The following is a 25,456-nucleotide window of genomic DNA, read 5'->3' as shown; positions in this document are numbered from 1 at the left end:
CGAGTTAGAAACCTGGGTCCCAGTCCACGTCAATTTTTTTCTCATCAAGTGATACAGATTTTATCACCTGATCTTCAAGATAAGGAATTAACCTTTCTTTTTTGCCAAACGCATCAGTGCGATTCGCTTTTACAACCAAAACATCATTGGAGCCAGTTTCCATAATGTCAGTCACCTTACCAAAGTTATAACCTTGTTCGTTGACCACATCCATACCAATCAAATCACGCCAGTAAAACTCACCTTGCGGCAATTCTGGTAACTGGACATCGGACACTAATATTTCAGCACCGGTGCGCAGTTGCGCGTCATCTCTGTCATTGATATCGGTAAACTTGGCAATCAAACCATTATTATGGCGACGCCACTCACTTACTTCGATATTTTGTTTGTTACCACCTAGGTTTAATACCCAGGGGCTATAATCGAAAATTGTTTCCGGCTCTTCGGTAAAAGAATGAATCTTCAACCACCCTTTAATGCCGTAAACAGCACCGATTTTTCCGAGGATGATTTCTTTTTCCATAACCTAGTCCAGTAGCAATTATTGATAAACCGATTAAGCCGCTGCTTGAGCGTCTTTAACCAATTTAGCAACACGATCAGATAATGCTGCACCTTGACCAACCCAGTGGTTGATACGATCTAGGTCTAAACGAAGTTTTTCCGCTTGACCTTGTGCAGTTGGGTTGAAGAAGCCAACTTTCTCGATGAAACGACCATCGCGAGAGTTACGGCTGTCAGCAACAACCACTTGGTAAAATGGGCGCTTTTTGGCGCCGCCACGTGCTAAACGAATGGTAACCATACCGTCCTCTATTTAATAAGTTGTAAAACGTTTTTCCAGACACTTTCCTACCACGGGGGCAAGAAAAGCTCGCAGATTTTACGCTTTTACCGAGAAAAAGCAACCTTAATGAACATAATCGAACAAATTTCTAACGAAACACAAGCTATTCCACATTAACTAGGCTAGAATCTGCGCCTCTCTCTAATATTGCGCTTTTCACTTCAAGATTTTAAAGTATGACCAGCGATTCACAACAAAACACCAAAGGTTTGCTCTTAGCGCTTACCACCGCGATTATGTGGGGCCTATTGCCGCTTGCACTCGGGTCGGTTTTGCAGCTTATGGACTCGTATACCATTACCTGGTATCGCTTTTTGTTCGCCGCAGTTTTGGTCGGAATTGGCTTAAAAAATAAAAATCAAATCCCAGCGCTATTTAGTAAAGATAAACGCTGGCTGAAACCGTTAGCGATTGCCGCTGTATTTCTCAGCTTGAATTATATCCTGTATTTGTCTTCTTTGTATTTTGTTCCCGCAGAAACGGCGCAAATGCTCATTCAAATGGCACCATTAATGATGCTTCTGGGCAGTGTCATATTCCTTAAAGAAGCGTTTAGCCGCGGCCAAATGGTCGGTTCAGTGGTTTTAGTGATCGGCCTGGTGTTATTTTTTAACCAGCAGTTTAGCAATTCCTCAACCCTTGATCGCGACGACTTTATCATGGGCTTTGTCATTATGCTTGGCGCCTCTGTTACCTGGGCAATTTATGCCATCATGCAAAAGCAAATGCTGAAACGGTTTACCGCCAACCAAATCATGTGGGTAATTTATGTGTTCAGTAGTTTATTCTTCTTACCGGTATCTAGTCCGGCACAGGTAAGCAGTTTCGACTGGATCGCGATATTACTGTTAGTCTTTTGTTGCGCCAATACGCTAATCGCTTACGGCAGTTTCGCCAAATCATTGGAATTTTGGCCGGCTTCTAAGGTGAGTGCAGTATTAGCAATCACACCATTGCTTACGGTATTTTTTGCGACAATCGCGCAGCAATTCTTTCCACAATTTATCAGCGCCCAAGAGCTCAATACATTGGCATACATCGGCGCAATGCTCGTCGTCGCAGGTTCAGTATTAACTGCCCTGGGTAACAAGATATTGAGCAAACAGAATATCGCTAAGCTAAAAGTGTGCCTTACCCTGAAGAAATAACCATACATACATACATACATACATACATACATACATACATACATACATACATACATACATACATACAACGATTTTTAAAACCAAGATAATTGTTCAGGCGTTTAATGCAAATGCCAGGTGTTAGTGGCTCTTATTAAAAACCACCATTCCCCCCAACGGTTAAAAACATTAACTGTCCATAATTGTCAGTTTAAGTGACTTGATTACGTTCGTTAGATTAAGGTCGTTGGATTAGCGTCGTTAGATATAGCCTGGCTGAATTTTACAGGCGATATAAAGGCGAGTTCGGCAAAATGGTCACCGCGGATTTTGCATGGATAAGAGAGAAATCAGTCGCATAAAAACAAGTGAGAATTGAAAAGTACACGCTAGATTCAATAAGGTGAAAAGCCCCGTCGATGGCGTAAATGCGATCAGAGTCTTGCCCCAGTCGTGCAACCGGTATTGACACTTAAAGGGCGAGCCAATTGTTCATTGGCTCTAACCTATTAGGGTTAACACTGAAGCTTTACTAAGATTAATCGGTTAACTCGATATAGACTGGATGCGAGTTTAAGGCTTTTTGTGAACCTTTAAGTGAGAAGTTATAACCGCACAGGCCGAAATTCCCACGTTTTTCCAGTGATTGCACTAACATGCGCGAATCTAATGGAGAAAAGCTCGCAAAATAATCGCCACCATTTTCTACGGCAACATTGTAAGGACGAACCTTGTCGCCATTATTAAATTCAATGTACTGACAGGTATCGTCGCCTTTGGCTGACGCCAAAGACCAAATTTCTCCATCACGTTGGATATCCGCTTGCCAATGAATCACCAGGCCGTCGTGCTCGGTCATCATTAGATAAAAGTCATCGGGCATTTCTAATCGATGATTTCGTTCCACACTTGCGGATGGGATAACAGGCATCATTAATTGTGCGGTTTCACCCTGCGCGTGATCGTTGCTTGGCAAATAAGGCCATGCCAATAATGTCACAATCAAAACGCTCATCGCACTGGCGAGTGACCCGCTCAATTTCTTATGCTGACGAAACCACTGATATAGGTCCTGACGCCACTTTGCCAGCTCAGACGGCTGAGCCTGAGCTTTACGATTCAGGTACTCATCGCCATGGGTGCCATAAGGCGCATCGTTATAAGGATTGCCAGTATTGACACCACCAAACAAGACCGGCTCTACCCTCGCATTTAAGGGCTTGGCTTGTACTTTAACCGGTTTGGCATAAGCCGACAGGTCAACAGGCCCTTTGTAGCCTAACGTGTAAAACTGGTGGTCTTTTGCCGGTAAACTAAATATGTAGAGGCCCAAAAACACCACGAGCATTAACGGTGTGTAAGCACTGAAGTGTGGTAGGAATAACGGTAAGATACACGCCAACGCCGTCAAACCGACCAAAGACCAGGCGAGCCCCGCTTTTTCGCCGGCATCACGAACCCTGCGGATGGTCGTATAAAATATCACTAGCACACTTGGAACCAGCCAAATTAGTTGCGCCCACCAGGCGGTGAAGACATTGCCGGTAACTACAAAAAACAGCAGCAAAACACTGGCGAATATCGCCAGAAATCGCTCGCCATTGTCACGGCCTAATAAACAGATTAAGGATTTAACTAATTGCACGGTTCGTCACGCCTATAAATGTTTCAGATTGTCTGGCCGCCTGCCCTGCTTTTGGGTCAATGCTGCCATCGATAATGCTCTGAATATACCCTAAACAACTTCAATAAAAAACCGAAGCGTATTACTTCGGTTTGTCCGTAATACTAATCCGGTCATTAGCGGCGGAACATACCGCCCCCGCCCATGCCAGGAGGCATCATGCCTTGCATTGAACGCATCATTTTTTGCATGCCGCCTTTGCCTGACATTTTTTTCATCATTTTCTGCATCTGGGTAAACTGCTTAAGCAATTTATTGACGTCCTGGATCTGCGTACCAGAACCGGCAGCGATACGACGTTTACGTGAACCTTTAATGATATCCGGGCGTTTACGTTCCCCCGGTGTCATGGAATTAATAATCGCTTCCATACGCACTGTCATTTTATCGTCCATCTGACCTTTGACTTGCTCTGACATATTACCCATACCCGGTAACTTGTCCATAAGCCCCATCATGCCGCCCATGCTTTTCATCTGAACTAATTGTTCACGGAAGTCTTCTAAATCAAAGCCTTTGCCGCTTTTTACTTTTTTGGCTAATTGCTGGGCCTTATCCTTATCAACTTTTTGTTCAACTTCTTCGATAAGAGACAATACATCGCCCATACCAAGAATTCGTGAAGCAACCCGGTCCGGATGAAATGGTTCTAGGGCGTCAGTCTTTTCACCAACACCCAAGAACTTAATTGGCTTGCCAGTGATATGACGAATTGATAACGCCGCACCGCCGCGGGCATCACCATCGGTTTTTGTTAAGATCACACCAGTCAGAGGTAGTGCATCGTTAAACGCTTTGGCGGTATTCGCGGCATCCTGACCTGTCATCGCATCCACGACGAATAAGGTTTCGACCGGGTCAACACTCTTGTGTAATTGCTGGATCTCTTCCATCATTTCGCCGTCTACATGGAGACGACCAGCAGTATCGACAAGTACCACATCGATAAATTGCTTCTTGGCATGCGCCATTGCCGCATTGGCAATCGCTACCGGTTTTTGAGAGACATCACTTGGAAAGAATTCGACATCGATTTCTTCGGCCAGCGTCTGCAATTGCTTGATTGCTGCCGGACGATACACGTCAGCGCTAACCACTAACACTTTTTTCTTTTCGCGTTCTTTTAAAAATTTCGCCAGTTTACCTACCGATGTGGTTTTACCCGCACCTTGCAGACCCGCCATTAAAACAACCGCTGGAGGCGCGGCTTTTAACTCTAAAGCTTCATTGGCGCTGCCCATTGCAGCTTCCAGCTCGCTACGAACAATCTTGACAAAAATTTGTCCTGGGGTCAGGCTCTTGATTACTTCTTGGCCTACCGCGCGGGTTTTAACGTTGGCGATAAACTCTCGAATAACAGGCAAAGCGACGTCGGCTTCTAACAAAGCCATCCGCACTTCACGTAAAGTCTCTTTGATATTGTCTTCAGTCAGACGACCACGACCACTAATATTTTTTAGCGACCGGGTTAAACGATCGGAAAGATTTTCAAACATGGGTTACCCAGAACATAAAATTGGTATCAATACTCGTTAATCCGCCTATTATAACCGGACAAAACAGAAGCGAAAGCATATTATTTGGCCACTGCCCGCTTAATTCGCGAATTTGAGTCAGAATACGGCAAACCGTCCACCGGTTGCACCTTTTTTACATTTTCCTTACGATTTACTCATATGTTGTTGATTAAATTACGGTACAATTGATCAAGAGTTCGTTAATGCCTATAAAGATAACCTTTGGTAATTTCAGCAAATAAACGAATTCTCGACAGGACAAATTTTCACGCGAGGTATTTACCCTAAATGGAAGCCATGTTGGAGTTGCTCAATAATTTCATCGCCATCGTAAACGAGGCGAGTCCCTGGTTATTGTTAGGCTTGATTATTGCCGGGTTAATGAAATCTATGGTCCCGAGCCAAGTTCTGAGCCAGCATTTAGGCGAAGGTAAAATGGCCGTCGTAAAAGCCGCATTTATTGGCGCACCGTTACCATTATGTTCTTGCGGGGTGATCCCGGTTGCCACTCAGCTACATCGCTCGGGCGCATCAGCGCCAGCAACGTCTTCATTTTTGGTTGCCACTCCAGAAACCGGTGTCGATTCCGTGTCCGTTTCTTATGCCCTATTAGGGCCTGTGATGGCAATTTATCGTCCAATTGCCGCAATAACGTCCGCAATTTTTACCGGTCTGTTAGTCGCCCAGGGAACAAAAGGTGCGAACGACGCTAAGCACAAACTTCAACAGGTACCCGAACAGTCAGCGCAACCTGCCGAGATACAACCAATAGATAATGCCAAATCAAGCAGTTGCTGTGCCAGCGTTGAAACGTCCGGGAATACTTGCCAGACCGAAACAATAACCCCCCCGGAACCGCAAAACTCAGCTGAAAGCCCAGCAAACACGAAAGTCAAAGAAAATCACTGCTGTGCCGCAACCACCGCCACGGTTACCGATGACTCGCCAACTATCGGGGCAAAAATATTAATTGGCATTCGCTATGCGTTTACACAACTGCTCGATGATCTCATTGTGTGGCTATTAATTGGTTTGCTATTCGCAACCGTAATTCGAACCTTTATGCCCGCCGATTTCCTGTTGCAGTATGGCAGTGGCCTTGTTGCCATGGCGCTAATGATCCTGATCTCAGTGCCTATGTATATTTGTGCCACCGCTTCGACGCCACTTGCCGCCGGATTAATCATGGCTGGGATTTCACCAGGAACGGCTCTGGTATTCATGATGGCAGGCCCTGCGACCAACATATCGACGTTAGGGGTTATTCGTAATGAAATGGGTGGACGAGTATTATTCCTATATCTAACCGGTATTATTATCTCGTCGGTCTCGTTTGGTTTAGGGTTAGATTATGCGTTAGACCAGTTTGGTGTCAGCATTTTTGAGCAAATGAGTCACAGCCACGAGTTGGTTCCAATCTGGTTTGCCAGCACGTGTTCATTGTTATTGCTGGTCAGTGCTTTCAAGCCATTGCGTAAACGTATCTTAAATGCTTAAAATTTTGTCACACGAATTCATAGAATTGAACTGGGTTTCTGGTAGTATGTGAGCTGGTTTATCTGTGGTATGTATGTTCATATTTGGACATAGTGTTAACACAATTTAATCTGTCCAATTGGAAATGCTAGATAAGTCATAAGTTGACTTAATATAGGCAACTTTAATAACAACAACTGGCTTTGGAGCTTCGAAGACCATGACACCGGTCCTTTCAATCATAACAGCCTTGCTATATTTGACGGCGGCATTCTCCGTTTATACCCGTTTGTTTAAAGCCAACGGGCCCAACCCTAAGTTATTTTTCTCTTTAGGATGTGCCGCTTGCTTGCTCCACTGTGTGTTAATCAGCCAGGTGATTTTTTCAGATTCAAAAGTCAACTTCAGCTTATTAAATGTGACATCACTCGTGGCACTGATCATTGCCCTTTGCGTGACAACGTTATCGCTTCGCTCGAAAATCAATTTGATATTACCCGGGGTATACACATTCGCGGGATCATTTTTATTAATCGCGTTACTGGTGCCGGATTCCGGCACGTTAGCAATCGACTCATCGCAGGTCGTTCTTGTGCTTCACATCAGTCTGGCCTTACTTGCCTTTGGTGTATTAGTGATCAGTACGTTATTTGCCATTCAGGTCAATTTCATTAACTATAAACTGAAAGCCAAAAATATCACCGCGGTGAATCATCTCCCACCATTGATGCAGGTAGAATCACAATTATTCCGATTACTTATCACCGGTGTTGTTCTGCTTATCGCGTCGCAATTTCTCGGCGGATTTTTCATCGATAGTTTTTTCGCCAAGGATAATTTGCACAAAACTGTTCTGTCATTGTTTGCATTGGCCATTTATCTGGTTATTCTTTGGGGACACTATCAGATGGGGTGGCGCGGCCACAGAATTATGATTTTATCGACAATTGCTACCGCGATTCTCACTTTATCCTATTTTGGTAGTAGATTTGTCCGAGAGATTCTTTTATCTTAGACAACCGGGCAAAACGACTGATTAAAAAACCAGCAACCCGCCTGATTATTTGTGACACTTTATAGGATCCCCTTTTGGACGATATCTCTACAAGTATGCTGTTTGTCATACTTGCCGTATTAATTTTTATCTCTGCTTATTTTTCTAGCTCTGAAACCGGTATGATGTCGATAAACCGATACCGCCTGAAACATCTGGAAGAAAATGATCATAAAGGCGCGAAACGAGTTAGTCGTTTACTTAAGCGCCCCGACCAATTAATCGGTCTTATTCTCATCGGCAACAACTTAGTCAATGTCTTTGCATCCCTGATTGCGGGTTATATTGGCATGCGCTTATTAGGCGATGCCGGCACCTTTATTGCGGGCTTAGTGTTAACTCTAGTCATTCTAATTTTTGCAGAAGTCACCCCGAAAACTCTGGCCGCACTGCACCCGGAAAAGGTGGCATTTCCAAGCTCGATCATTCTTAAGGTTTTGCTGAAATTGTTTTATCCATTGGTCGTTAGTGTCAATTGGATAACCAACGGGATTTTGATTTTATTGCGTATCAGCCCAGAGCAGCGTGAACAACATAGCCTAAGTTCGGAAGAATTACGTACCGTGGTAAATGAATCGGCGGCCTTGATCCCGGCAAAAGACCAGGACATGTTGGTGAGTATCCTCGATTTAGAAAAAGTCACCGTCGAAGACATAATGATCCCGCGCAGTGAAATTCAAGGCATCGATATCAATGACGACTGGAAGGTAATCCAAAAACAGTTGACTCAGGCAAACCACACCCGAGTGATACTGTATCGAGATAATATCGATGACGTGGTCGGTTATGTGCATATGCGTGATGCCGTAAAGCTGTTATCGAAAAGCCAGTTTACCAAAGCGACTTTGCTACGAGCAGTCAAAGAAATGTACTTCATTCCAGAAGGGACACAATTGAATGTGCAATTGTTGAAGTTTCAGCGTGCCAAAGAACGTGTCGGCTTAGTTGTTGATGAATATGGTGATATCCAAGGTCTGGTAACTTTAGAAGACATTCTTGAAGAAATTGTTGGTGATTTCACCACGACAATGGAACCAGCGCCAAGCGAAGAAGTGCATAAACAGCCCGATGGTACATATTTAGTAGACGGCAGCGCGAATATCCGTGATATTAACAAGGAAATGAACTGGCAACTCCCTACCGATGGACCAAAAACATTGAATGGTTTGATTTTGGAGTACATGGAAGAAATTCCCAAAGCGAATATCAGCATGCGTATCGCTGGCTACCCAATCGAGATTATCGAAGTGGACGGCAATATGGTGAAAACCGTACGAGTAATGATTGAACACTTCCAGGAACAATAAAGATTCTACGTCAGCGGTTCACGCCGCTGGCATTTCACTACCTATCATCTAACTATCCCAAAATTTAATGACAAGCCGCATTCAGTCACACCGCGACTTTTAGTTAGGCACCCCAGTCATTTTAACAAGACACCCATAGTCATTTTAACAAGACACCCACAGTCACTTTAACAAGACACCCATAGTCATTTTAACAAGACACCCTCAGTCATTTAACAAGGCAGCTTTGTTTTGGGACGCTCTACAAAGCCCACACAATTGCGTCATGTGAGTAATGTACACTCTTTTTGTTGGAATACTCACAATACGATTGTTGATTAAAACTCGATTTGGATTTATTGCGTTAGAGCGATATACGACGTAACTATGATATCGCAACAATTTATCACCGAGTCGTGGTTTTTACTCTGTAAGCAGTTAAATGTTATTTGCCCGATCACTTTGCTAAACTAATTGATTATCGGGAGAAAATTAACAAATGACATACGACTTTATCATCATAGGTGGCGGTTCTGCCGGTTGCGTGCTCGCTAATCGATTGTCTGCTCGCGCAGGTTTTTCCGTATGTTTATTGGAAACTGGCGGCCGTAACCAAAGCCCCTTGATCAAAACTCCCTTAGCAATCCCGCTTCTCTTCCGTATTCCTAAATATAATTACGGATTCGAGACACCGGTCCAACCGACTCAAGCGAATCGTCATATTTACAACCCCCGAGGCCGTGGATTGGGTGGTTCCAGTGCGATTAATGCAATGTTGTACGTACGAGGAGATCGTCAAGACTACGACGACTGGGCTGCGCTTGGAAATGAAGGCTGGAGCTATGACGAAGTATTACCGTATTTTAAGTCGCTTGAACGTCAGGAGCGCATCCAAGACGATTTTCATGGCCAACATGGCGAGCTAAATGTAGCAGATTCACGTTCGAATCACCCGATTGGTAAAGAATTTATCGATGCGGCGACTTCGCTAGGTTATCCCTTTAATCCTGACTTTAACGGTGAACATCAAGCGGGTGTAGGGCATTTTCAAGTTACTCAAAAAAATGGCCAGCGCCACAGTGCTGCGGATGCTTTTATTCACCCGTTGCAAGCGTCGAAATCACGCAAAAACTTAACCGTGTTGTCCTACAGCCGAGTCGAAAAAATACTATTCGAAGGGGACAGGGCCATCGGCGTGCGTTTCCAACAAAGCCAATTGTTGGAGTCGGACAAAGACAACAACAAAACAGTCGAGTTAAGAGCCAATAAAGAAGTAATCTTATGTGCTGGTGCGATCCATAGCCCACAATTACTGATGGTAAGCGGTGTTGGCCCAAAAGACCAACTTGATGCATTACACATTCCACTAGTGAAAGAAATAGAGGGCGTGGGTAAAAATTTACAAGATCATGTAGATGTCTGCATTGTAAATCAGCAAAAGCGCCACGACCTTATTAGTCTTCGCCCGAGTTCACTTTGGTGGTTAAGCAACCAAGCGTTTGATTATTTTAGGTCAAAGCGAGGGGCATTCACGACGTCTTTAGTTGAAACCGGGGGGTTTATCTCCAGTAAAGGGTTGGATAAGAGACCTGATATCCAATGGCAATTTATCGCCAGCGCTATGGATGATCATGGGCGCAACATTAAAATGTATGGTGTTCAAGGAACCACGCTACATGCATGTATTTTAAGGCCGAAAAGTCGTGGTGAAATACGGATAATGTCTGCGGACATTACATCACCTCCGGTAATTGATTCGAATATGCTTAGCCACCCACATGACATGAAACTTATGATCGAAGCGGTAAAGTTATCCCGTCAAATATTTCAACAAGCTCCACTATCACTTACCAACGTAAAAGAAATATTCCCTGGAGAACAAGTACAAAGCGATGAACAAATAGCGGCCTTTATTCAGGAGAAAAGCAATAATATTTATCACCCTGTAGGGACTTGTAAAATGGGCATTGATGAAATGGCAGTAGTTGACCCAACCCTTAAAGTGAAAGGGTTGAATGGATTGAGAGTAATCGACGCATCGATAATGCCGAACTTAATTAGTGGCAACACCAATGCTCCGACAATGATGATTGCTGCAAAAGGGGCTGAAATGATTCTTGCTGACTATTGATATTAAAAACAATTCCAGCGCTCAATTGACAATGCATCATATTGTATGACATTACGATATTAGTAAAAAAGAACCCGCCACAACCAGCTACTGTCTAATTCGTCTTTACAAGTCTTTAATTGACCGGAATATGTGACTGCTCGATGCTTAACTTTGTTCGCCACCGGAAGTAACCATGATTTTTTTGCGTAAGTTTTGCGTTTGAACCCACCCCAACCTTCATGATAATTCAAATATTGATTGTAAGGATCCCATTTGGATACACCATTAACTTTTTGTGTTTTGGCAATGAACCACCCCATAAAATCAATCGCATCAGCAAAGTCATCTCTATCAGCACCACTATTATCCGTATCTTTCATGTAGTCTTCCCATGTAAGAGTTTTTGCCTGCGAAAAGCCATAGGCAGTGCTTACTCTTCCCCAAGGAATAAACCCTAGCAAATAATCTCGAGGCGGCAATGCGTCACTACGAAAAGAACTTTCCTGATACATCATACTCATAGGTACGTGAATAGGCACTCCCCAACGATCTTGCATGTCTTTCGCACCTTCATACCAATGATGATGCTCTCTGAAAATTTCGCAAATATTTTCCGGGTTTTGAGGCGGAGCGGTCGCGCAAGCTGATAACACAAAAGTAAAAGTGACGAGTAAACAGGTCTTTAGAATTTTCATTTGCTAATAAACGTTATTATTTTGAATTTAGTTTGCCAGATTTTTTAACTTTTTTTTAAGTTTTTTTCTATTTTTGAAAAAAACTTTGAACTTTTTGAAATTACCTGACTCTTATATTACGAAATGAACATTTCTCCTTGGGTTTTATAGTTTTTTTGAGCACCTCCTATGAGGTGCTTTTTTTTTGCAAAAAAAAACTGAATAAGCCCATTTCAAATCATAATTAAATACTCACTTTTACTAAAAGCTCAGATTTCTTGGATGTTTCTTGTTCAGAGCGATCATTGTTCCCGTAAAGAGCGTATGCCATCTACGAAGAACTTTTTCTTCAGACATTGATTTGGCTGCTTTTCTATCGATATGCCATACAACATGAAAATGATTGCTCATTACCGCATAGGCACAGACATCAATACAGAATATCTGAGACAAGATTAAGACAAGATTAAGACAAGATTAAGATACGATTTTCAGTCCGACCGCTTCTATCCTCAAAATTCTTATTTGTGTATTTATCTTTGTCACATCAACATCCCCCCGACGAACGCATCGGCTTACACAATGGTAATAGGGGTGCCTTGCAAACATACTTGCCTGTTTCTTGGGGTTGGCATCATCCTTCGCCATGGAAATCTTCTGTCAAAATCAGCTTAGCCAACATAACAGGCCCTGCCAGTCGATTATTTCGTTACAACAAATGCGTGTTTGTTTTTACCTGAATCGCGAGCAAATCGGATTTCGGTGATTAAATTTGATTTCTATTACTTGCGGATTTGAGTCACATTAATGATTGAGGTGGGTGTCTATATAATACATTCGCGCGATGTTTCAAATTAATTTCAGCAATCGCGAATGCAACGATGAGAACAAGGACAGGTGTCTCATTTGAAGCGTTTTTTTGAAGTGAGGCTGAAATTTAAATGAGGTAAAAAAAAAGGCGCGATAAAATCGCGCCGGAATCTTAAGGAAAGTCGTCCAGGGAATAAACGCTTTCAAACTATAAGAGTAACCAAATCCGAAAAAGTTCATATATATTGTAAAAAAAATGTATATTTTTTCACCAAACCTGAGATTCACAAAAATAATCGTGCTTACTAACTGAAATATATGAGGAATATTTACTTTTAATAAATATTGAATGCTGGACCTTTTAAAATAACCTTAACATATCGATCATTTAATCAACACTTAAGTCTCCAGGCCTTGCTAGCATTGCGTTCAAAGGGTATATTTCAAGAAAAACAATTCAACCTCAAATGCCAAAATCTTCTCTATCACCACCGCAAAAACTTTTTATCGATGACGTTATCGCATCTGAAAAGAGTGACTTAGAACTCGGGCAACAAATGATCTGGGTGCAAATTCGCAAAACGATTCCAAATGTTTGGTTTATGGTGAGCATCTCCATCTGGTTGGCGAGTTGTTTTGCCTATGTTTGGGAAACATGCATCGTAGAATCTTTCCAAGCCAATGAAAACGCTCTTTTGTTATTGGCTGGTATACTCATTCCTGCGATTCATTATATCGCCAAGGGTGTCATGCCACTTAAAGCGTTGCACTATAGTCGTGGTTTAACAACTCAATTAGAATGTATAGCTCCTCCTTCGCGCCTCTATGCGCAGGGAGTTATAGCTGCGGTAGTTTTTATGATATTTTGGTTTAGTTTGTGGTTATTTGAAATGACAATAGCTTATCGAATCGGAGGCTACTTTCTTCTTGCCTCGTTACTGACGCTAATATTGCTTGCGTATCGAGAACACTACCAGAAAAGCCTTCAAGTAGATTATTGACCTAAAGCGCTAAGCAATTAAGATTGAACGACTAAGCAAGTCTTGAGCCGTTCGGCACGTGACTATCCGGTACGGCCAAACATACCTTCCCGGAAGCATCATAAAATCCGGTCACCAGACATTCTGACATGAACGGACCGATTTGCTTAACAGGAAAATTGATCACCGCAACGACTTGTTTACCGATCAGATTTTTGACGCCATAGAGCTCGGTAATTTGAGCACTCGATTTTTTCACACCATGTTCACCAAAGTCGAGTGTCAGCTTGTAGGCTGGTTTTCTAGCCTCGGGAAATTCTTCAGCCGCAATAATTGTCCCGACGCAAAGTTGAACTTTACTAAAGTCTTGCCATTGTATTTCGTCCAAACTTGACCTCTATTAACCCTGTGCCAAAACTCAATTATCGTGAAAAATAATCTTCGAGAAACTTATCAAAATCAACGTTATCACCGGCTTCAATTTCTGCTTGCTCGGCCAATGACTCACTTGCCAATTGTTGCAGGTATTTTTCATTGAAAATCTGATATTCCCACTGCTCTAACTCTCGCTGGTATTTTTCTGCACGTTCCAGCGACCAGCCAATGATGCCACGCCCTTTTGTCAGCAAATCATTTAATATCAACCCTGACGGTGTTAATTCAGGGTTTGAAATTTTGTTGTACTCGGTAGCAACAACCTGGCTGTATTTCGTTGATTGGTGAGCGTCATCCAGCAACTTAGCGATAGTTACCAAGTTTTCAAAAATCTCCTGCCCCCAAAGCGGAATTGACTTTGCCACACCGCTATCATTCAATTTGAGTTGTGGGTCACGTCCTGTAAGTATCACCTTATCTGTATTTTCAGTGGTTACCCTAAACTCATCAGGAGTCATATTGGGTGAATCTTGGAAGTACAAAAATGTCAAAAATACGTCCATAAAATACATCTGCTCGCGGCTAATACCGGTGCTAATGAATGGGTTCACATCCAATGCGCGAACTTCAATATACTGCACTCCGCCTTCAGCCAATGCTTCTGACGGTTTTTGACCCGCTTTGGTGACTCGTTTAGGACGAATTGGCGCATATAGCTCGTTTTCAATCTGTAGAATATTTGCGTTTAGTTGCTGGTATTCACCATTTTTCTTCAGACCAATGGAAGCGAATTTTTCGGAAGCCAATGTAATAGCTTGCTTAACACTGGCGACGTAACTGTCGACATTGTTATAACAAATATTCAATGTTGATTGTTCCGAATTAGTGTAACCCAGGTCGCTCATTCTTAATGAGGTGGCATATTCAAGATACAGACACCCCGTCGGCGCTTTTTTAAAGTCAAAATTATGTTCTCTACCTTGCAAGAAGGTCGGGCATAAAGCGGGAGAGCTTCCAAACAAATATGGTATCAACCAACCAAAGCGTTTGTAATTGCGAATTTGCGCAAAATAACGGTCGGAAATGAAATCCTGTAGTGGTCCGTTATCACCAAGCATCGCTTGTGCTTTTTGATGAAATTCCTCACTAAAACTGAAATTAAAATGAATGCCAGAAATGACCTGCATCATTGAGCCATAACGATTTTTTAATCCTTGGCGATAAACTGTTTTCATTTTGCCAACGTTGGAAGAACCATATTGCGCTAGCTTGATATCATCTTCTTTGGCTACCACACATGGCATGCTCATTGGCCAAAAATGATCGCCACCAATATTGGACAGAGTAAACTTTTGAATGTCTTTCAGTTGCGCAATGGACTCTTCAATTGAGTTACTCACAGGAGTAATAAACTCCAGCAGGCTCTCCGAGTAATCGGTCGTTATCAAAGGGTTTGTTAATGCGGAGCCTAAGGCCGGATTATGGGATTGTTCCGATAAATGACCGTCAGCCTTTATACGTAAAGTTTCTCGTTCCAGTCCTCGATTAATTCCCGTCAATGTCGATAAATTAGAAGGCTTTGAAAATTCAGCAATAAAATCAGAGATAGAAAAAGTCAATTTTGCTCCAAAACTCGCATCATTTGCGAACTTAGTTATGCACCACATACAGGCAATTTGCTTATTATGTGGGGGAAGATATTGAATTTACAACGACAATCTTTACAAAAATAAGCAAATAACGGATTTTTCCTACCCAAAAAATAGCCTAACTTAAGGTATAAACCAATGTATCTGTTGGGAGACGCCATAATTAGTTTTATACTGTTCGGGATAAAAGCTTACATATTTAAGGTATCGATATTATTTCAGCTACGCCAAAACCACTGTTTGAAAATGATGATTTTATTGTCGTGAGCAAGCCTTCTGGAATTAATTTCCATGATGAAGACAGTATCGGGCAAGGTTTTTTTAATCGCTATAAACGCTTGTATGGTGAGTTATATCCCGTTCATAGGCTCGATAAAATAACATCGGGCATTTTGTTGATGGCAAAAACACCTGAATCTGCAAGGCACCTGTCCGAGCTTTTTGCCAATCAAAAAATAGGTAAAGTATATATAGCGTTGGCCAGCGGCAAACCCAAGAAAAAACAAGGATGCGTGAAAGGCGATATGGTCAAATCGCGTCGCGGAACCTACAAACTACTGCGCACTCAGGAAAACCCAGCAATCACTCAATTTGATTCCTACTCCCTATCTCCTGGACTGAGACTGTATAAGTTGATGCCTAAAACGGGAAAAACACATCAATTACGCGTTGCAATGAATAGCCTTGGTACAGCTATTTTAGGGGATCCTAACTATCATGCTGGCGACTCTGGCAATTTCCCGACTGACAGAGGTTATTTACACGCTGTGCAAATCTCGTTTAACTTTCGCGATGAACAATTTCAATTTACCGATACGATTCCCACTCATGATGGTAAATTATTCGCCACTTACCAAGATGATATTAAACAACTTCTAAAGTTATAGACCTTTCCAAGCTCTGAAGTTTTCAGGTCCCACAAAAATGCGTATTTAATCTGATTTTTCATCAAACTCCCCGTTATTAATAGCGACCAGTTTTTAATAGAGGCTTTTTAATTTCAAATTAATTTAGTATTCAACAGTGGCTGTCTTGATAAAAAAAGCGCCTTTGTGCAGAAATGTTAGTGGTGGGTGTCTAAGTAATTTTGTCTAAATAATTTTTAATGGCTGTCTAATTAATTTCAAAATAATTTAGTGATTAACCGTGGGTGTCTTAATAAAAAGGTGCCTTGGTGAAGAAATGTGATTGGCGGGTATCGGATAACGTGGCCTCAATAAACTATCAAATACCGTGGGTGTCTAAATAATTTCAAGTTACAGTGGGTGTCTAAGTAATTCTAAATAATTTTTATCAAGCAAGTACATTAGCGGATTGAAGATACAAAAAAAGCGCTGCAGGGTGGACCTGAAGCGCTTTTAGAAAGCTTTAAGGTTATAGGGAATTTAAGAATACGGTTGCGATCGCAACGGGGCAAACGAATTTGGTGTACCAAGGCCAAATTTTCCAGAAAAACGAATGGTCAACGGTATCGTTGCCTTGCTTAAGTTCTTCTAAAATTGAGCTTCTATGCCATATCCAACCAACAAAAATACAACACAGCATAGCAATGATTGGTTGTCCGTATTGGGTCGACAAGGTCGCGATAAAATCTAAACCAGTATCAATATTGAACACAATCACGACGCTAATACAGAGAATTAAAAAGCCGATAATTGTGGTTGCCTTGGCGCGTGGCACATTATGCCGTTCAACCGTATAAGAGACCGGCCCTTCCAACATGGAAATCGACGATGTTAGTGCTGCGATGCTCATTAGAATAAAAAACGCCAAACCAATAAACGTACCGATCAGCCCCATATCTTCAAATAGCTTAGGCAGCACATCAAATACCATACCAGGACCGGAAATTAAGCTGCCATCTGCGGCAAAAATCGCCACACCTTGTGCCTGTGCAACATACATTGCCGGGATAATTAACAATCCCGCCAAAAAGGCAATGCTTACATCGATTAGGGTCACCTGTGCGCCCAGGCTCACCAAGTTTTCTTTCCTGGAGATATAAGAGCCATAGATCACCATGACACTGGTACCCAATGATAAGGAGAAGAATGCCTGTCCCATCGCGCTGACAATCAAGGACGGATCTTTTAATTGTGAAATATCTGGATTCAGATACGCATTTAAGCCTTCCATTGCGCCATCAAGGGTCATGACATAAATAATCAATAGAATAAGCAAACCGAGCATCATTGGCATTAAGCGTTTAGACCACTTTTCAATGCCATTTTCAACGCCTTTGCGAATAATAAAAACGGTCAATACCATAAAGGCAACGGTGAATAACAAGTTACGCCCTAAACTATTGGCAATGACCCAATCCGCCACCGAGTGTAAGCCAACAATACTGGCCGCACTCTCAATTGCATAGGACATCATCCAACCGGCAATAATGCCGTAAAAACTCAGAATGAGCGCAGCACAAATAATACCGCCAAACCCAACAATGAAACCAAAATGCTTTTGCCATGGTCGGGAAGACATTTTTTGCAAAGAAGTCACCGCATTTGCCTGACCATATCGCCCGATCAGCAACTCCGCCATGAATGCCGGATAAGCCAAGCAAAATGCCAGGATCAGATAGACGAGTACAAAGGCTGCACCACCATTGGATGCAGTTTGCGTTGGAAATCCCCAGATATTCCCGAGACCAACAGCGCTACCCGCTGCTGCCATAATAAAACCCAGTCGTGAACTAAATTCACCGCGAGACGATGCCATATTTATTCTTCTTTATTTGTTATTATCAATTGTATTCAGCACCACAAAATCTGTGGATATGGCTTGGCAATATAAAACGCTGCAGCGGCATATTGCAAGCACTCGGAAGTAAAACCCTAACGATTCTCTAGCTACGGGAGCCAGAAAATATCCCATGAGCATATCGTTAAAATCAATATGCTCCTAGGCATTTCTTAAAGGTTTAATCTCGAAAGTTAGTAAATTGGAAAGACTGCTCTAGCTCTGCTTCTCGAACAAGTCGCATAACCGCTTGCAAATCATCGCGTTTCTTACCGGTCACACGAATCTGCTCACCTTGAATACTCGCCTGAACTTTTAGCTTACTATCCTTGATAAGCTTAATGACTTTTTTAGACATCGTTTGTTCTATCCCTTCTTTGAAGGTCAGTATCTGCTGAAAAGTTCTGCCGGTGTGTTCTTCTGCACCAACGCTCATTGCTTTAGCATCAACATTGCGTTTTGATAATTGTGTTCGCAACATATCTCGTAACTGTTTGAGTTGAAAATCACCTTCCGCTTTAATTTTCACCGTAGGCTTAACAAACTCCAATGACGCTTCAACACCTCGAAAATCAAAACGGGTGCTCAGTTCACGGCTGGCATTATCGACGGCATTCCGAACTTCTTCGATATCAATTTCTGACACTATGTCCATTGAAGGCATAATAGGCTCTCTTAAACATTAATAATTACACTGGCGCTAAGACTATCAAACAGCCTGTCGTCAATGCAATAAATTCTCTTTTACGCCGTCCTTATGTTAGGATTCAAAAAAAATCCCATTGTGACGCATGGGCTTATACTAACTAAATAAATTCACCGCGTTACCATGATAGAGATATAGGTTAAACCATTGTCATTTTCTTCCGTTTTTTTCACGATAGCCTTTGTTCTGATCTGCACCATTGCATATCTTCTTGGGTTTGATGGTATCTCGGAGCTGCATCGCAGCCAATTGCTGGATAAAGCCGCACACTTTCTTGGATTCTTCCTGTTAAATGGGGTGCTGTACACCGTAGGCCAGTTGCCTCAAAGAGTGCTTTTACCGGGTCTTATCTGCTATGGGGCGTTGACGGAAATCGGCCAGTGGATACTGGGCTTTCGCGCCGCACAATGGGGCGATTTTTATGCCGATGTTGCCGGGTGTCTGGCATTCACGGTGTTGTATTTTATGTTTGTGAAACTCGGCCAGCTTAATTGGCGTGAAAAGCGAATAAAGTCGCTCGCGACAAAAGAGGACTACTGATCATGAAGATTGTACTGATTGGTGCCGGCGCCATGGGATGTCTGTTACACCAGCAATTACAATCTAGACATCAGGTACAGTTTCTACCAAAAGCCACAACGCCCCTAGCGTCTTTACACCAAAATTACTCGTTTATGGATCTCCACGGGTCGCGTAAAGATCTCTCATTGCACTACGTTCAGGTCGAACAACTCAAGCAAGCGGATGTGATTATCTGCGCATTAAAAGCCTATCAAATGCGCCCAGCGGTGGATTATATCCAGCCCTATTTGCATTCAGATTGCCCGTTAATTTTACTTCACAATGGTATGGGCGTCTTGCAACAAATCCGCTCTGTGTTAGCCCCCGACCAGTTGATAGGACTGATGCTCAGCACCCAAGGTGCGCGTCGCCATCGCCCTGATTTTGTCCAGCATACTGGGCAAGGCCAGTGGCAACTCGGCAACTATCAAAACTTAACTGAGCAATGCCCTGCCATTCAATTACTGATAGAAGATCTCGGCAATTGCAGCTGGCATGACGACATACGCACCAGGCAATGGACTAAACTGGCGATTAATAGCGTTATCAATCCGCTGACCGCAATTTACGATATATTAAATGGGGAGTTGGCTAAGGTGCAGTATCAATCAAGAATGGCTATGCTCGTCGATGAAATAGTCGCACAGGCGGATTATGCTGAGATAACATTGGATAAAGAAGCCTTAACCAATACGATTGAACAGGTGATCCGGCAGACCGCTCAGAATAGTTCGTCGATGCGAGAGGATATTCTCGCCGGTCGATGCAGTGAAATAGATTATATCAATGGCTATATTCTACAGTGTTCGCAACAATCAAAAATCGAAGCGCCACAAAACCAATTATGCGTGACGCAGATCAAAGCATTGGAACAACAAAATAAGCGCGCTTAACGTTCCAAAATTGCCGTCAGCTTTGCTGATAAAGAGCGCTTTATTTTAGCAATTTCGTCGGCTGAATAAGGTTTGAGCGGCAGTTGCCCCCAGATAGGTTTTGGCCACACAGGATCCGTTTTAAAACGCACTATATGGTGAACATGCAATTGTGGGGTTACGTTACCTAATGCCGCAACATTCATTTTATCGCCATTAAACTCTTGCATTAGCAGTTCACTAACCATGCTTGATTCATTCATAAATTGCTGCAAGTCCTGCCAGTCCAGTTGATGCAAATCACTAACCCCTTCGCGTCTGGGTACCATAATAAACCAGGGATATTGACGATCGTTACACAGTAAAAGTTCGCACAAAGGAAGAGAGGCGACAACGACGCAATCTCTTTGCAAATCCGGATGTAAGGTAAATTCTTGATTATCATTCATGGTCATTATGCACTCTGCTATTTTTAGTTTGCTGTGTTGATTCTGCTCTGCTTATCTCAACGTGAGTAATAAATTGTTTATTTGCGTTTATTCTTGCGGCCACGGCCTCGCGCTTTCTTGCGTGCTTCTCGCTCTTGTTCTCGTTGCTGTTGCAACTGAGTGAAATAGACTTCTTCCTTTTCAACCATTTGCGGCGTTTCAAACGTTATCGGGCCCAAGGTTTTATCACGAATTTCATTGACGATAATCTGAGATGCTTTGTGAAAATCCACATGACCACCGGCGCGCACACAACCACGCTTGCGTCCCATTTCCTCGAGAAACTCCACTTCCTGCTCTGGCAAGGGATCAATTTGATATCGTTCCGTCAACCGCTGAGGGTAAGCTTGCAACAAATATTCCGCGGCAAAACACGCGATCTCATCATGATCAAATGCGGTATCTTTTACTGCGCCGGAAACCGCTAAACGATAGCCGCTATTTTCATTAGCAATTTTCGGCCATAACATGCCTGGAGTATCGTATAGATAAATACCGTCATCTAAGCGAATTCGTTGCTGAGCTTTGGTTACCGCCGGTTCATTGCCCACTTTGGCTTTCGCTTTACCGACCAAAGTATTTAGCAATGTTGATTTTCCAACATTAGGAATACCCATGATCATGGCATTAATCTGCTTACCGGTTTCATCCTTATTCGGCACTAACTTACGAATCAAGTTCGCAATTTGTTTGGCACCTGATGGTTCTTCGGTTGTTAATGCCAGCGCTTTTACATTGTGCTGGGCCTGAAAATAATCGAGCCAAATCTGGGTAAGATCAGGGTCGGCAAGATCGGCTTTATTGAGGATTTTAATCAAAGGCTTGTCACCACGAATGCTGGTGATCATTGGATTTTCGCTACTAAATGGTAAGCGCGCATCACAAACTTCAATCACCACATCTATTTGATGGATGATCTCCTTGATCTCTTTTTGGGCCTTATGCATGTGCCCGGGGAACCAGTTTATAGCCATAAAATTGGGTCTAGAAGAAAACCGCCATATTAACAGATAATTGCAATACACGTAATAACAATCCGCGTGCCGTATACAACCATGCCTTATGCAATTTGCTCAATACATTCAGTGGTGCTCGGTGCAGCTACAAAGAAGTCATTGCACGGTCAATTGCCAAACAAAGAGCGAACAAATGCAATGACCAACATTAACAGGCCTCCACCAATACACCCACTAATGAGATCGCTCACAACACTGTGATAATCCATAGAGTTACCGGTTAAGGTGACATTAAAAGCATACAACACCTTGGAAGTCATACCGCCGCCGACAATACCAACCAGCGAATTGCCAAGAAAACCAAACGACAATCCTTGCAAAAAAGTGCCGGCAACATTGCCGCCTACGGCGCCTGCGCCCATCTGAATAATTAAAGGTAAATACTCGTCCATTACTGCACCGGTATTTGAGGCGATAAAATTTAGCCTAGAGACACCAGAAAACGTGTTTTACGTGTTACTCGTTTTAAGTGTGGGGATAAAAGCTACTTGCTTAACAAGGAGCGGATAAAACCAACGATGGTCATCAATGCACCACCGCCAACAGCGGCACCAGCGACACTACCGATAATACTGGCCAGATCTAAGCTGCCATCACCGCCTAAGGATATCCCCACCATTGACAGCAATTGACCGCCCAATCCTCCACCGAGGATCCCCAAGATTGAATTACCTAAAGTGCCAAGTGATATTTTTTGAAAAATGGCGCCAGTCAGATTGCCGCCAACGGCACCACTTACCAATTGAATGATTAACGGAATTAATTCCATACAATTACCTCGCCCAAACTACGCTTCACCCACAACAGGCATGAATAAATGCTGTTAAGTATATATCAGATCTGATGGATAACCGTTTAAGTGCTCGTTTGAGTGGTAGCTTGCAACGATAAAGATACCTTAAAGCTTCTTATCGTAACCTTTAGGCGGAGGTGTCCAGCCTCGTTCGCTGGCACTGTGTTTATCGAGCCGGTCGCGCCCCATTGCAGATTTAATGGCCTGTTCGAGGCGAATAAACAGTTTTTGATAGTCACTGCCATATTGCTCTTCTTCACTATTTGACCATTTTTGATACAAGTCATCGGAAGCGTCTTGCTCAACTTGTGCAAATAACGTTTTTTTATGCTCCACAAAAAATGGGTGCAGCCCCGCTTTACGCATAACTTCGGCACCAAGTTCCAAGGCGGAGTGGTAGGTTTCATTGATGGTAAAATCGGCTCCTGCCTGACGCAGTGCATAACTATGGCCTTTATCAAATGAACGTGACAGAACCGTGAGCTTAGGGTGGGATTTTTTTATATGATGTGTCAACGCTACCGAGTTATCGATGTTATCAATAGCCACGACAAACATTAGTGCATCATCAATACCTGCGGTATGCAAAAGGTCAGGCCGGGTCGCATCACCAAAATAGCTTTTAATCTCTATCCTACGCATATTTTCAATTTGCGTTGCTTCATGATCTAACATAACAGTTTTGATACCGTTGGCGACCAGTAACCGATTGACTATTTGCCCAAACCGTCCAGCACCCGCAATGATTACGGTACCGCAATCATCAATATCATCAAACTCCATCTGATTAATGGCGTCGCGATAGCGCGGCAGAATGATTTTATCAAATGCGATAAACAACACTGGGGTTAAAAACATCGATAACGCCACGACCAACTGCAAAATAGCCGCTACATCCGGGGCGATAACATGTTGGGCCATGGTAAAGCTTAATAATACAAAACCAAATTCACCGGCTTGCGCGAGGCTTAGTGCAAACAACCAGCGATCACTGTTGTTAATTTTAAAAATCATTGCCAGCAACCATAAAATTGCCGCTTTAGATAACATGACCAATAACGTCAGGCCGAGGATAACCACAAGATTATCCGCAAAAATGGAAAAATTGATCCCGGCCCCGACGGTGATAAAAAAAAGTCCGAGTAATAGCCCCTTAAACGGTTCGATATTGGACTCGAGTTCGTGTTTAAATTCACTATTCGCGAGCACTACACCCGCTAAAAACGTCCCTAACGCCGGTGACAGTCCTACCAAAGACATAAGTGCGGCAATCCCCACCACAAGCATCAACGCTGTTGCGACAAAAATTTCACGCAAATGCGAGCTTGCAACATAATGAAATAAGGGTCTACTGAGATAGTGGCCGGTAACGATCACGCCAACAATGCTAGCAAGAATCGCCAGAGCGTAAGCCCAGCTTGGTAACCCCGAGACTAAACTCAACTCTTGATGGTGCTCACTTGCCTCTTTAAGTGAAGCAGCCGCGTCTGCAATTTCTGGTAGTGCCAGCATCGGAATAAATGCCAACATAGGAATGACAGCGATATCCTGCATTAACAAAACAGAGAACGCATTTTGCCCTCCTTGCGTTTTGCTAAGACCTTTCTCATTAAACGTTTGTAGTACGATGGCTGTCGAAGACAGTGAAAAAATCAAGCCTATCGCCAATGCCGTTTGCCAAGGCTGACCAAACACCATGGCAATTATTGTAATAAGGCCAGTTGTTAAGGCCACCTGTAATCCACCAAGTCCTAGCAATCGATGCCGCATTTGCCAAAGCATTTTTGGTTCGAGTTCAAGACCCACCAAAAACAGCATCATCACCACGCCAAACTCAGCGAAATGTTGGATTGTTACCGTTTCTTTACCCACCAAACCGGTTACCGGACCGATAATAACACCGGCAATCAGGTATCCTAACACCGACCCTAAACCGAATTTTTTGGCAAGGGGAACGGCAATCACGGCAGCAATCAGATAAATGAATGCCTGTACAAAATACCCCGTCATCGGTTGTCCTCCTGCTCCAAATTATCTGGGCCAACTTCCTTACTATGGTACTTTTCTATTCCCATAGTTTTATCCGTAAGGTAATCATTTAATGTAATAAAACTATCCGCCCGCTGAATATCAATCTGCCCCTCGTGCAGCATATCCAAAGTCGTCGTCCAATGTTGTAAATGCAGTGGCAGACGATTCTCATCGGTCGCGGTACGACTACCAAAAAGTGTTAAAGGCGGCAGATAATGCATGCCAGTCATAATGGCGGTTTGTTCCAAAGGACGAAATAACTCTCTGACAGTAAAATTATTATGCCCCCCTTGACGATAGGCCTCGACACTGCCGCCTGCGGTCACCGCGCAAAGAAAAGTCTTACCTTTAAGCTGATTGCCATCTTGCCCATAAGCAAACCCGTATTCGAGCACCAAATCCTGCCACTCTTTTAAAATCGCGGGGGTCGAGTACCAATAGATTGGAAACTGAAAAATCACGATATCATGGGCAAGTAGTCGCTGTTGCTCTCTATCGATATCGATATTAAGGCGCGGATATTCCGCGTACAAATCGACCGCTGTAACAAAATCAAATTCACACGCCTGTTGAAATATCGGTGCATTAGCCTCTGAACGATGTAAAGAAGGGTGGGCAAAAAGGACAAGGATTTTAGATTGGCTCATCGGTA

At 43.0% G+C, this 25,456-nt stretch carries 24 protein-coding genes; 9 read left to right on the top strand and 15 right to left on the bottom strand.

The window, feature by feature from the left end; genetic code table 11:
- Positions 1 to 4 precede the first annotated feature (4 nt).
- Positions 5 to 526 (bottom strand): ribosome maturation factor RimM, encoded by a 522-nt coding sequence (gene rimM / locus FE810_RS05180; protein ID WP_138318966.1) that lies wholly within the window; start codon positions 524 to 526, stop codon positions 5 to 7.
- A 33-nt stretch (positions 527 to 559) separates the two neighbouring features.
- Positions 560 to 808, bottom strand: coding sequence for a 30S ribosomal protein S16 (gene rpsP, locus FE810_RS05175; protein ID WP_138318965.1), 249 nt, complete (start codon positions 806 to 808; stop codon positions 560 to 562).
- Positions 809 to 1,026: 218 nt separating this feature from the next.
- Between rpsP and FE810_RS05170 the strand changes: the two genes are divergently transcribed.
- On the top strand, positions 1,027 to 1,998 hold the full coding sequence (locus FE810_RS05170) for a DMT family transporter (RefSeq protein WP_138318964.1): 972 nt from the start codon (positions 1,027 to 1,029) through the stop codon (positions 1,996 to 1,998).
- Positions 1,999 to 2,515: 517 nt separating this feature from the next.
- Here FE810_RS05170 and FE810_RS05165 read toward each other — a convergent pair.
- On the bottom strand, positions 2,516 to 3,622 hold the full coding sequence (locus FE810_RS05165) for a hypothetical protein (protein WP_138318963.1): 1,107 nt from the start codon (positions 3,620 to 3,622) through the stop codon (positions 2,516 to 2,518).
- A 155-nt stretch (positions 3,623 to 3,777) separates the two neighbouring features.
- Complete coding sequence (gene ffh, locus FE810_RS05160) at positions 3,778 to 5,157, bottom strand: signal recognition particle protein (protein WP_138318962.1); 1,380 nt, start codon at positions 5,155 to 5,157, stop codon at positions 3,778 to 3,780.
- A 309-nt stretch (positions 5,158 to 5,466) separates the two neighbouring features.
- Between ffh and FE810_RS05155 the strand changes: the two genes are divergently transcribed.
- The 4 genes from FE810_RS05155 (at position 5,467) to FE810_RS05140 (ending at position 11,125) form a co-directional block, all read left to right on the top strand.
- Positions 5,467 to 6,675 carry an SO_0444 family Cu/Zn efflux transporter gene (locus FE810_RS05155; protein WP_138318961.1) on the top strand — a complete coding sequence of 403 codons (1,209 nt, stop codon included), beginning with the start codon at positions 5,467 to 5,469 and terminating at the stop codon, positions 6,673 to 6,675.
- A 199-nt stretch (positions 6,676 to 6,874) separates the two neighbouring features.
- Positions 6,875 to 7,669 carry a cytochrome C assembly family protein gene (locus FE810_RS05150; RefSeq protein WP_138318960.1) on the top strand — a complete coding sequence of 265 codons (795 nt, stop codon included), beginning with the start codon at positions 6,875 to 6,877 and terminating at the stop codon, positions 7,667 to 7,669.
- A gap of 74 nt (positions 7,670 to 7,743) precedes the next feature.
- A complete protein-coding gene (locus FE810_RS05145) occupies positions 7,744 to 9,015 on the top strand; it encodes an HlyC/CorC family transporter (RefSeq protein WP_138318959.1) in 1,272 nt (423 codons plus the stop codon).
- A 478-nt stretch (positions 9,016 to 9,493) separates the two neighbouring features.
- Positions 9,494 to 11,125 carry a GMC family oxidoreductase gene (locus FE810_RS05140; protein ID WP_138318958.1) on the top strand — a complete coding sequence of 544 codons (1,632 nt, stop codon included), beginning with the start codon at positions 9,494 to 9,496 and terminating at the stop codon, positions 11,123 to 11,125.
- A 59-nt stretch (positions 11,126 to 11,184) separates the two neighbouring features.
- Here FE810_RS05140 and FE810_RS05135 read toward each other — a convergent pair whose 3' ends face one another.
- Entirely contained in the window at positions 11,185 to 11,802 is a 618-nt protein-coding gene (locus tag FE810_RS05135) for a transglycosylase SLT domain-containing protein (RefSeq protein ID WP_138318957.1), read from the bottom strand.
- Between the two features lie 1,256 nt (positions 11,803 to 13,058).
- On the opposite strand from FE810_RS05135, the gene FE810_RS05130 reads away from it, so the two are divergent.
- On the top strand, positions 13,059 to 13,592 hold the full coding sequence (locus FE810_RS05130) for a hypothetical protein (protein ID WP_138318956.1): 534 nt from the start codon (positions 13,059 to 13,061) through the stop codon (positions 13,590 to 13,592).
- A 31-nt stretch (positions 13,593 to 13,623) separates the two neighbouring features.
- Here the strand turns inward: FE810_RS05130 and FE810_RS05125 are convergent, their stop codons facing one another.
- Both FE810_RS05125 and gshA read right to left on the bottom strand, forming a co-directional pair.
- The gene (locus FE810_RS05125; protein ID WP_138318955.1) at positions 13,624 to 13,959 is read right to left on the bottom strand and encodes a tRNA-binding protein; all 336 of its coding nucleotides are present in this window, start codon (positions 13,957 to 13,959) and stop codon (positions 13,624 to 13,626) included.
- A 34-nt stretch (positions 13,960 to 13,993) separates the two neighbouring features.
- The gene (gene gshA, locus FE810_RS05120; RefSeq protein WP_246036912.1) at positions 13,994 to 15,565 is read right to left on the bottom strand and encodes a glutamate--cysteine ligase; all 1,572 of its coding nucleotides are present in this window, start codon (positions 15,563 to 15,565) and stop codon (positions 13,994 to 13,996) included.
- A 293-nt stretch (positions 15,566 to 15,858) separates the two neighbouring features.
- Here gshA and FE810_RS05115 point away from each other — a divergent pair, with 293 nt between their 5' ends.
- Positions 15,859 to 16,482, top strand: a complete 624-nt coding sequence (locus FE810_RS05115; protein WP_246036910.1) for a pseudouridine synthase — start codon at positions 15,859 to 15,861, stop codon at positions 16,480 to 16,482.
- Positions 16,483 to 16,969: 487 nt separating this feature from the next.
- Here FE810_RS05115 and FE810_RS05110 read toward each other — a convergent pair whose 3' ends face one another.
- Positions 16,970 to 18,316 (bottom strand): sodium-dependent transporter, encoded by a 1,347-nt coding sequence (locus FE810_RS05110; protein ID WP_138318952.1) that lies wholly within the window; start codon positions 18,314 to 18,316, stop codon positions 16,970 to 16,972.
- A gap of 202 nt (positions 18,317 to 18,518) precedes the next feature.
- Positions 18,519 to 19,001, bottom strand: coding sequence for a YajQ family cyclic di-GMP-binding protein (locus FE810_RS05105; RefSeq protein WP_138318951.1), 483 nt, complete (start codon positions 18,999 to 19,001; stop codon positions 18,519 to 18,521).
- A 189-nt stretch (positions 19,002 to 19,190) separates the two neighbouring features.
- Here FE810_RS05105 and FE810_RS05100 point away from each other — a divergent pair, with 189 nt between their 5' ends.
- Together FE810_RS05100 and FE810_RS05095 are read left to right on the top strand one after the other, a co-directional pair.
- Positions 19,191 to 19,583: a VanZ family protein gene (locus FE810_RS05100; protein WP_138318950.1), complete on the top strand. Its 393-nt coding sequence runs from the start codon at positions 19,191 to 19,193 to the stop codon at positions 19,581 to 19,583.
- Between the two features lie 2 nt (positions 19,584 to 19,585).
- Complete coding sequence (locus tag FE810_RS05095; protein WP_138318949.1) at positions 19,586 to 20,497, top strand: ketopantoate reductase family protein; 912 nt, start codon at positions 19,586 to 19,588, stop codon at positions 20,495 to 20,497.
- Here FE810_RS05095 and FE810_RS05090 read toward each other — a convergent pair.
- From FE810_RS05090 to FE810_RS05065, 6 genes are all read right to left on the bottom strand, one after another.
- Positions 20,494 to 20,925 carry an HIT domain-containing protein gene (locus FE810_RS05090; RefSeq protein WP_138318948.1) on the bottom strand — a complete coding sequence of 144 codons (432 nt, stop codon included), beginning with the start codon at positions 20,923 to 20,925 and terminating at the stop codon, positions 20,494 to 20,496. The genes FE810_RS05095 and FE810_RS05090 overlap by 4 nt on opposite strands.
- 77 nt (positions 20,926 to 21,002) lie before the next feature.
- The gene (ylqF, locus tag FE810_RS05085) at positions 21,003 to 21,938 is read right to left on the bottom strand and encodes a ribosome biogenesis GTPase YlqF (RefSeq protein ID WP_138318947.1); all 936 of its coding nucleotides are present in this window, start codon (positions 21,936 to 21,938) and stop codon (positions 21,003 to 21,005) included.
- Positions 21,939 to 22,087: 149 nt separating this feature from the next.
- A complete protein-coding gene (locus FE810_RS05080) occupies positions 22,088 to 22,372 on the bottom strand; it encodes a hypothetical protein (protein WP_138318946.1) in 285 nt (94 codons plus the stop codon).
- A 92-nt stretch (positions 22,373 to 22,464) separates the two neighbouring features.
- The gene (locus FE810_RS05075) at positions 22,465 to 22,749 is read right to left on the bottom strand and encodes a hypothetical protein (RefSeq protein WP_138318945.1); all 285 of its coding nucleotides are present in this window, start codon (positions 22,747 to 22,749) and stop codon (positions 22,465 to 22,467) included.
- A 129-nt stretch (positions 22,750 to 22,878) separates the two neighbouring features.
- Positions 22,879 to 24,783 carry a monovalent cation:proton antiporter-2 (CPA2) family protein gene (locus FE810_RS05070; protein ID WP_138318944.1) on the bottom strand — a complete coding sequence of 635 codons (1,905 nt, stop codon included), beginning with the start codon at positions 24,781 to 24,783 and terminating at the stop codon, positions 22,879 to 22,881.
- A complete protein-coding gene (locus FE810_RS05065; protein WP_138318943.1) occupies positions 24,780 to 25,451 on the bottom strand; it encodes an NAD(P)H-dependent oxidoreductase in 672 nt (223 codons plus the stop codon). The genes FE810_RS05070 and FE810_RS05065 overlap by 4 nt, the downstream gene beginning before the upstream one ends.
- Between the last annotated feature and the right edge of the window lie 5 nt (positions 25,452 to 25,456).

This window comes from Thalassotalea litorea, from assembly GCF_005843925.1.
GTDB classification, from domain to species: domain Bacteria; phylum Pseudomonadota; class Gammaproteobacteria; order Enterobacterales; family Alteromonadaceae; genus Thalassotalea_A; species Thalassotalea_A litorea_A.
The sequence above is the reverse complement of the archived record's forward strand: the minus strand, read 5'-3'. Positions and strand labels throughout refer to the sequence as shown.

What these genes read in the sequence shown, in the direction of transcription:
- FE810_RS05090 (WP_138318948.1), bottom strand. Translation starts at nt 20,925, where the DNA reads ATGAATGATAATCAAGAATTTACCTTACATCCGGATTTGCAAAGAGAT.
- FE810_RS05110 (WP_138318952.1), bottom strand. Translation starts at nt 18,316, where the DNA reads ATGGCATCGTCTCGCGGTGAATTTAGTTCACGACTGGGTTTTATTATG.
- FE810_RS05070 (WP_138318944.1), bottom strand. Translation starts at nt 24,783, where the DNA reads ATGACGGGGTATTTTGTACAGGCATTCATTTATCTGATTGCTGCCGTG.
- ylqF (WP_138318947.1), bottom strand. Translation starts at nt 21,938, where the DNA reads ATGGCTATAAACTGGTTCCCCGGGCACATGCATAAGGCCCAAAAAGAG.
- FE810_RS05135 (WP_138318957.1), bottom strand. Translation starts at nt 11,802, where the DNA reads ATGAAAATTCTAAAGACCTGTTTACTCGTCACTTTTACTTTTGTGTTA.
- FE810_RS05080 (WP_138318946.1), bottom strand. Translation starts at nt 22,372, where the DNA reads ATGGACGAGTATTTACCTTTAATTATTCAGATGGGCGCAGGCGCCGTA.
- FE810_RS05075 (WP_138318945.1), bottom strand. Translation starts at nt 22,749, where the DNA reads ATGGAATTAATTCCGTTAATCATTCAATTGGTAAGTGGTGCCGTTGGC.
- FE810_RS05095 (WP_138318949.1), top strand. Translation starts at nt 19,586, where the DNA reads ATGAAGATTGTACTGATTGGTGCCGGCGCCATGGGATGTCTGTTACAC.
- FE810_RS05155 (WP_138318961.1), top strand. Translation starts at nt 5,467, where the DNA reads ATGGAAGCCATGTTGGAGTTGCTCAATAATTTCATCGCCATCGTAAAC.
- FE810_RS05140 (WP_138318958.1), top strand. Translation starts at nt 9,494, where the DNA reads ATGACATACGACTTTATCATCATAGGTGGCGGTTCTGCCGGTTGCGTG.
- ffh (WP_138318962.1), bottom strand. Translation starts at nt 5,157, where the DNA reads ATGTTTGAAAATCTTTCCGATCGTTTAACCCGGTCGCTAAAAAATATT.
- FE810_RS05170 (WP_138318964.1), top strand. Translation starts at nt 1,027, where the DNA reads ATGACCAGCGATTCACAACAAAACACCAAAGGTTTGCTCTTAGCGCTT.
- rpsP (WP_138318965.1), bottom strand. Translation starts at nt 808, where the DNA reads ATGGTTACCATTCGTTTAGCACGTGGCGGCGCCAAAAAGCGCCCATTT.
- FE810_RS05130 (WP_138318956.1), top strand. Translation starts at nt 13,059, where the DNA reads ATGCCAAAATCTTCTCTATCACCACCGCAAAAACTTTTTATCGATGAC.
- rimM (WP_138318966.1), bottom strand. Translation starts at nt 526, where the DNA reads ATGGAAAAAGAAATCATCCTCGGAAAAATCGGTGCTGTTTACGGCATT.
- FE810_RS05065 (WP_138318943.1), bottom strand. Translation starts at nt 25,451, where the DNA reads ATGAGCCAATCTAAAATCCTTGTCCTTTTTGCCCACCCTTCTTTACAT.
- FE810_RS05150 (WP_138318960.1), top strand. Translation starts at nt 6,875, where the DNA reads ATGACACCGGTCCTTTCAATCATAACAGCCTTGCTATATTTGACGGCG.
- FE810_RS05105 (WP_138318951.1), bottom strand. Translation starts at nt 19,001, where the DNA reads ATGCCTTCAATGGACATAGTGTCAGAAATTGATATCGAAGAAGTTCGG.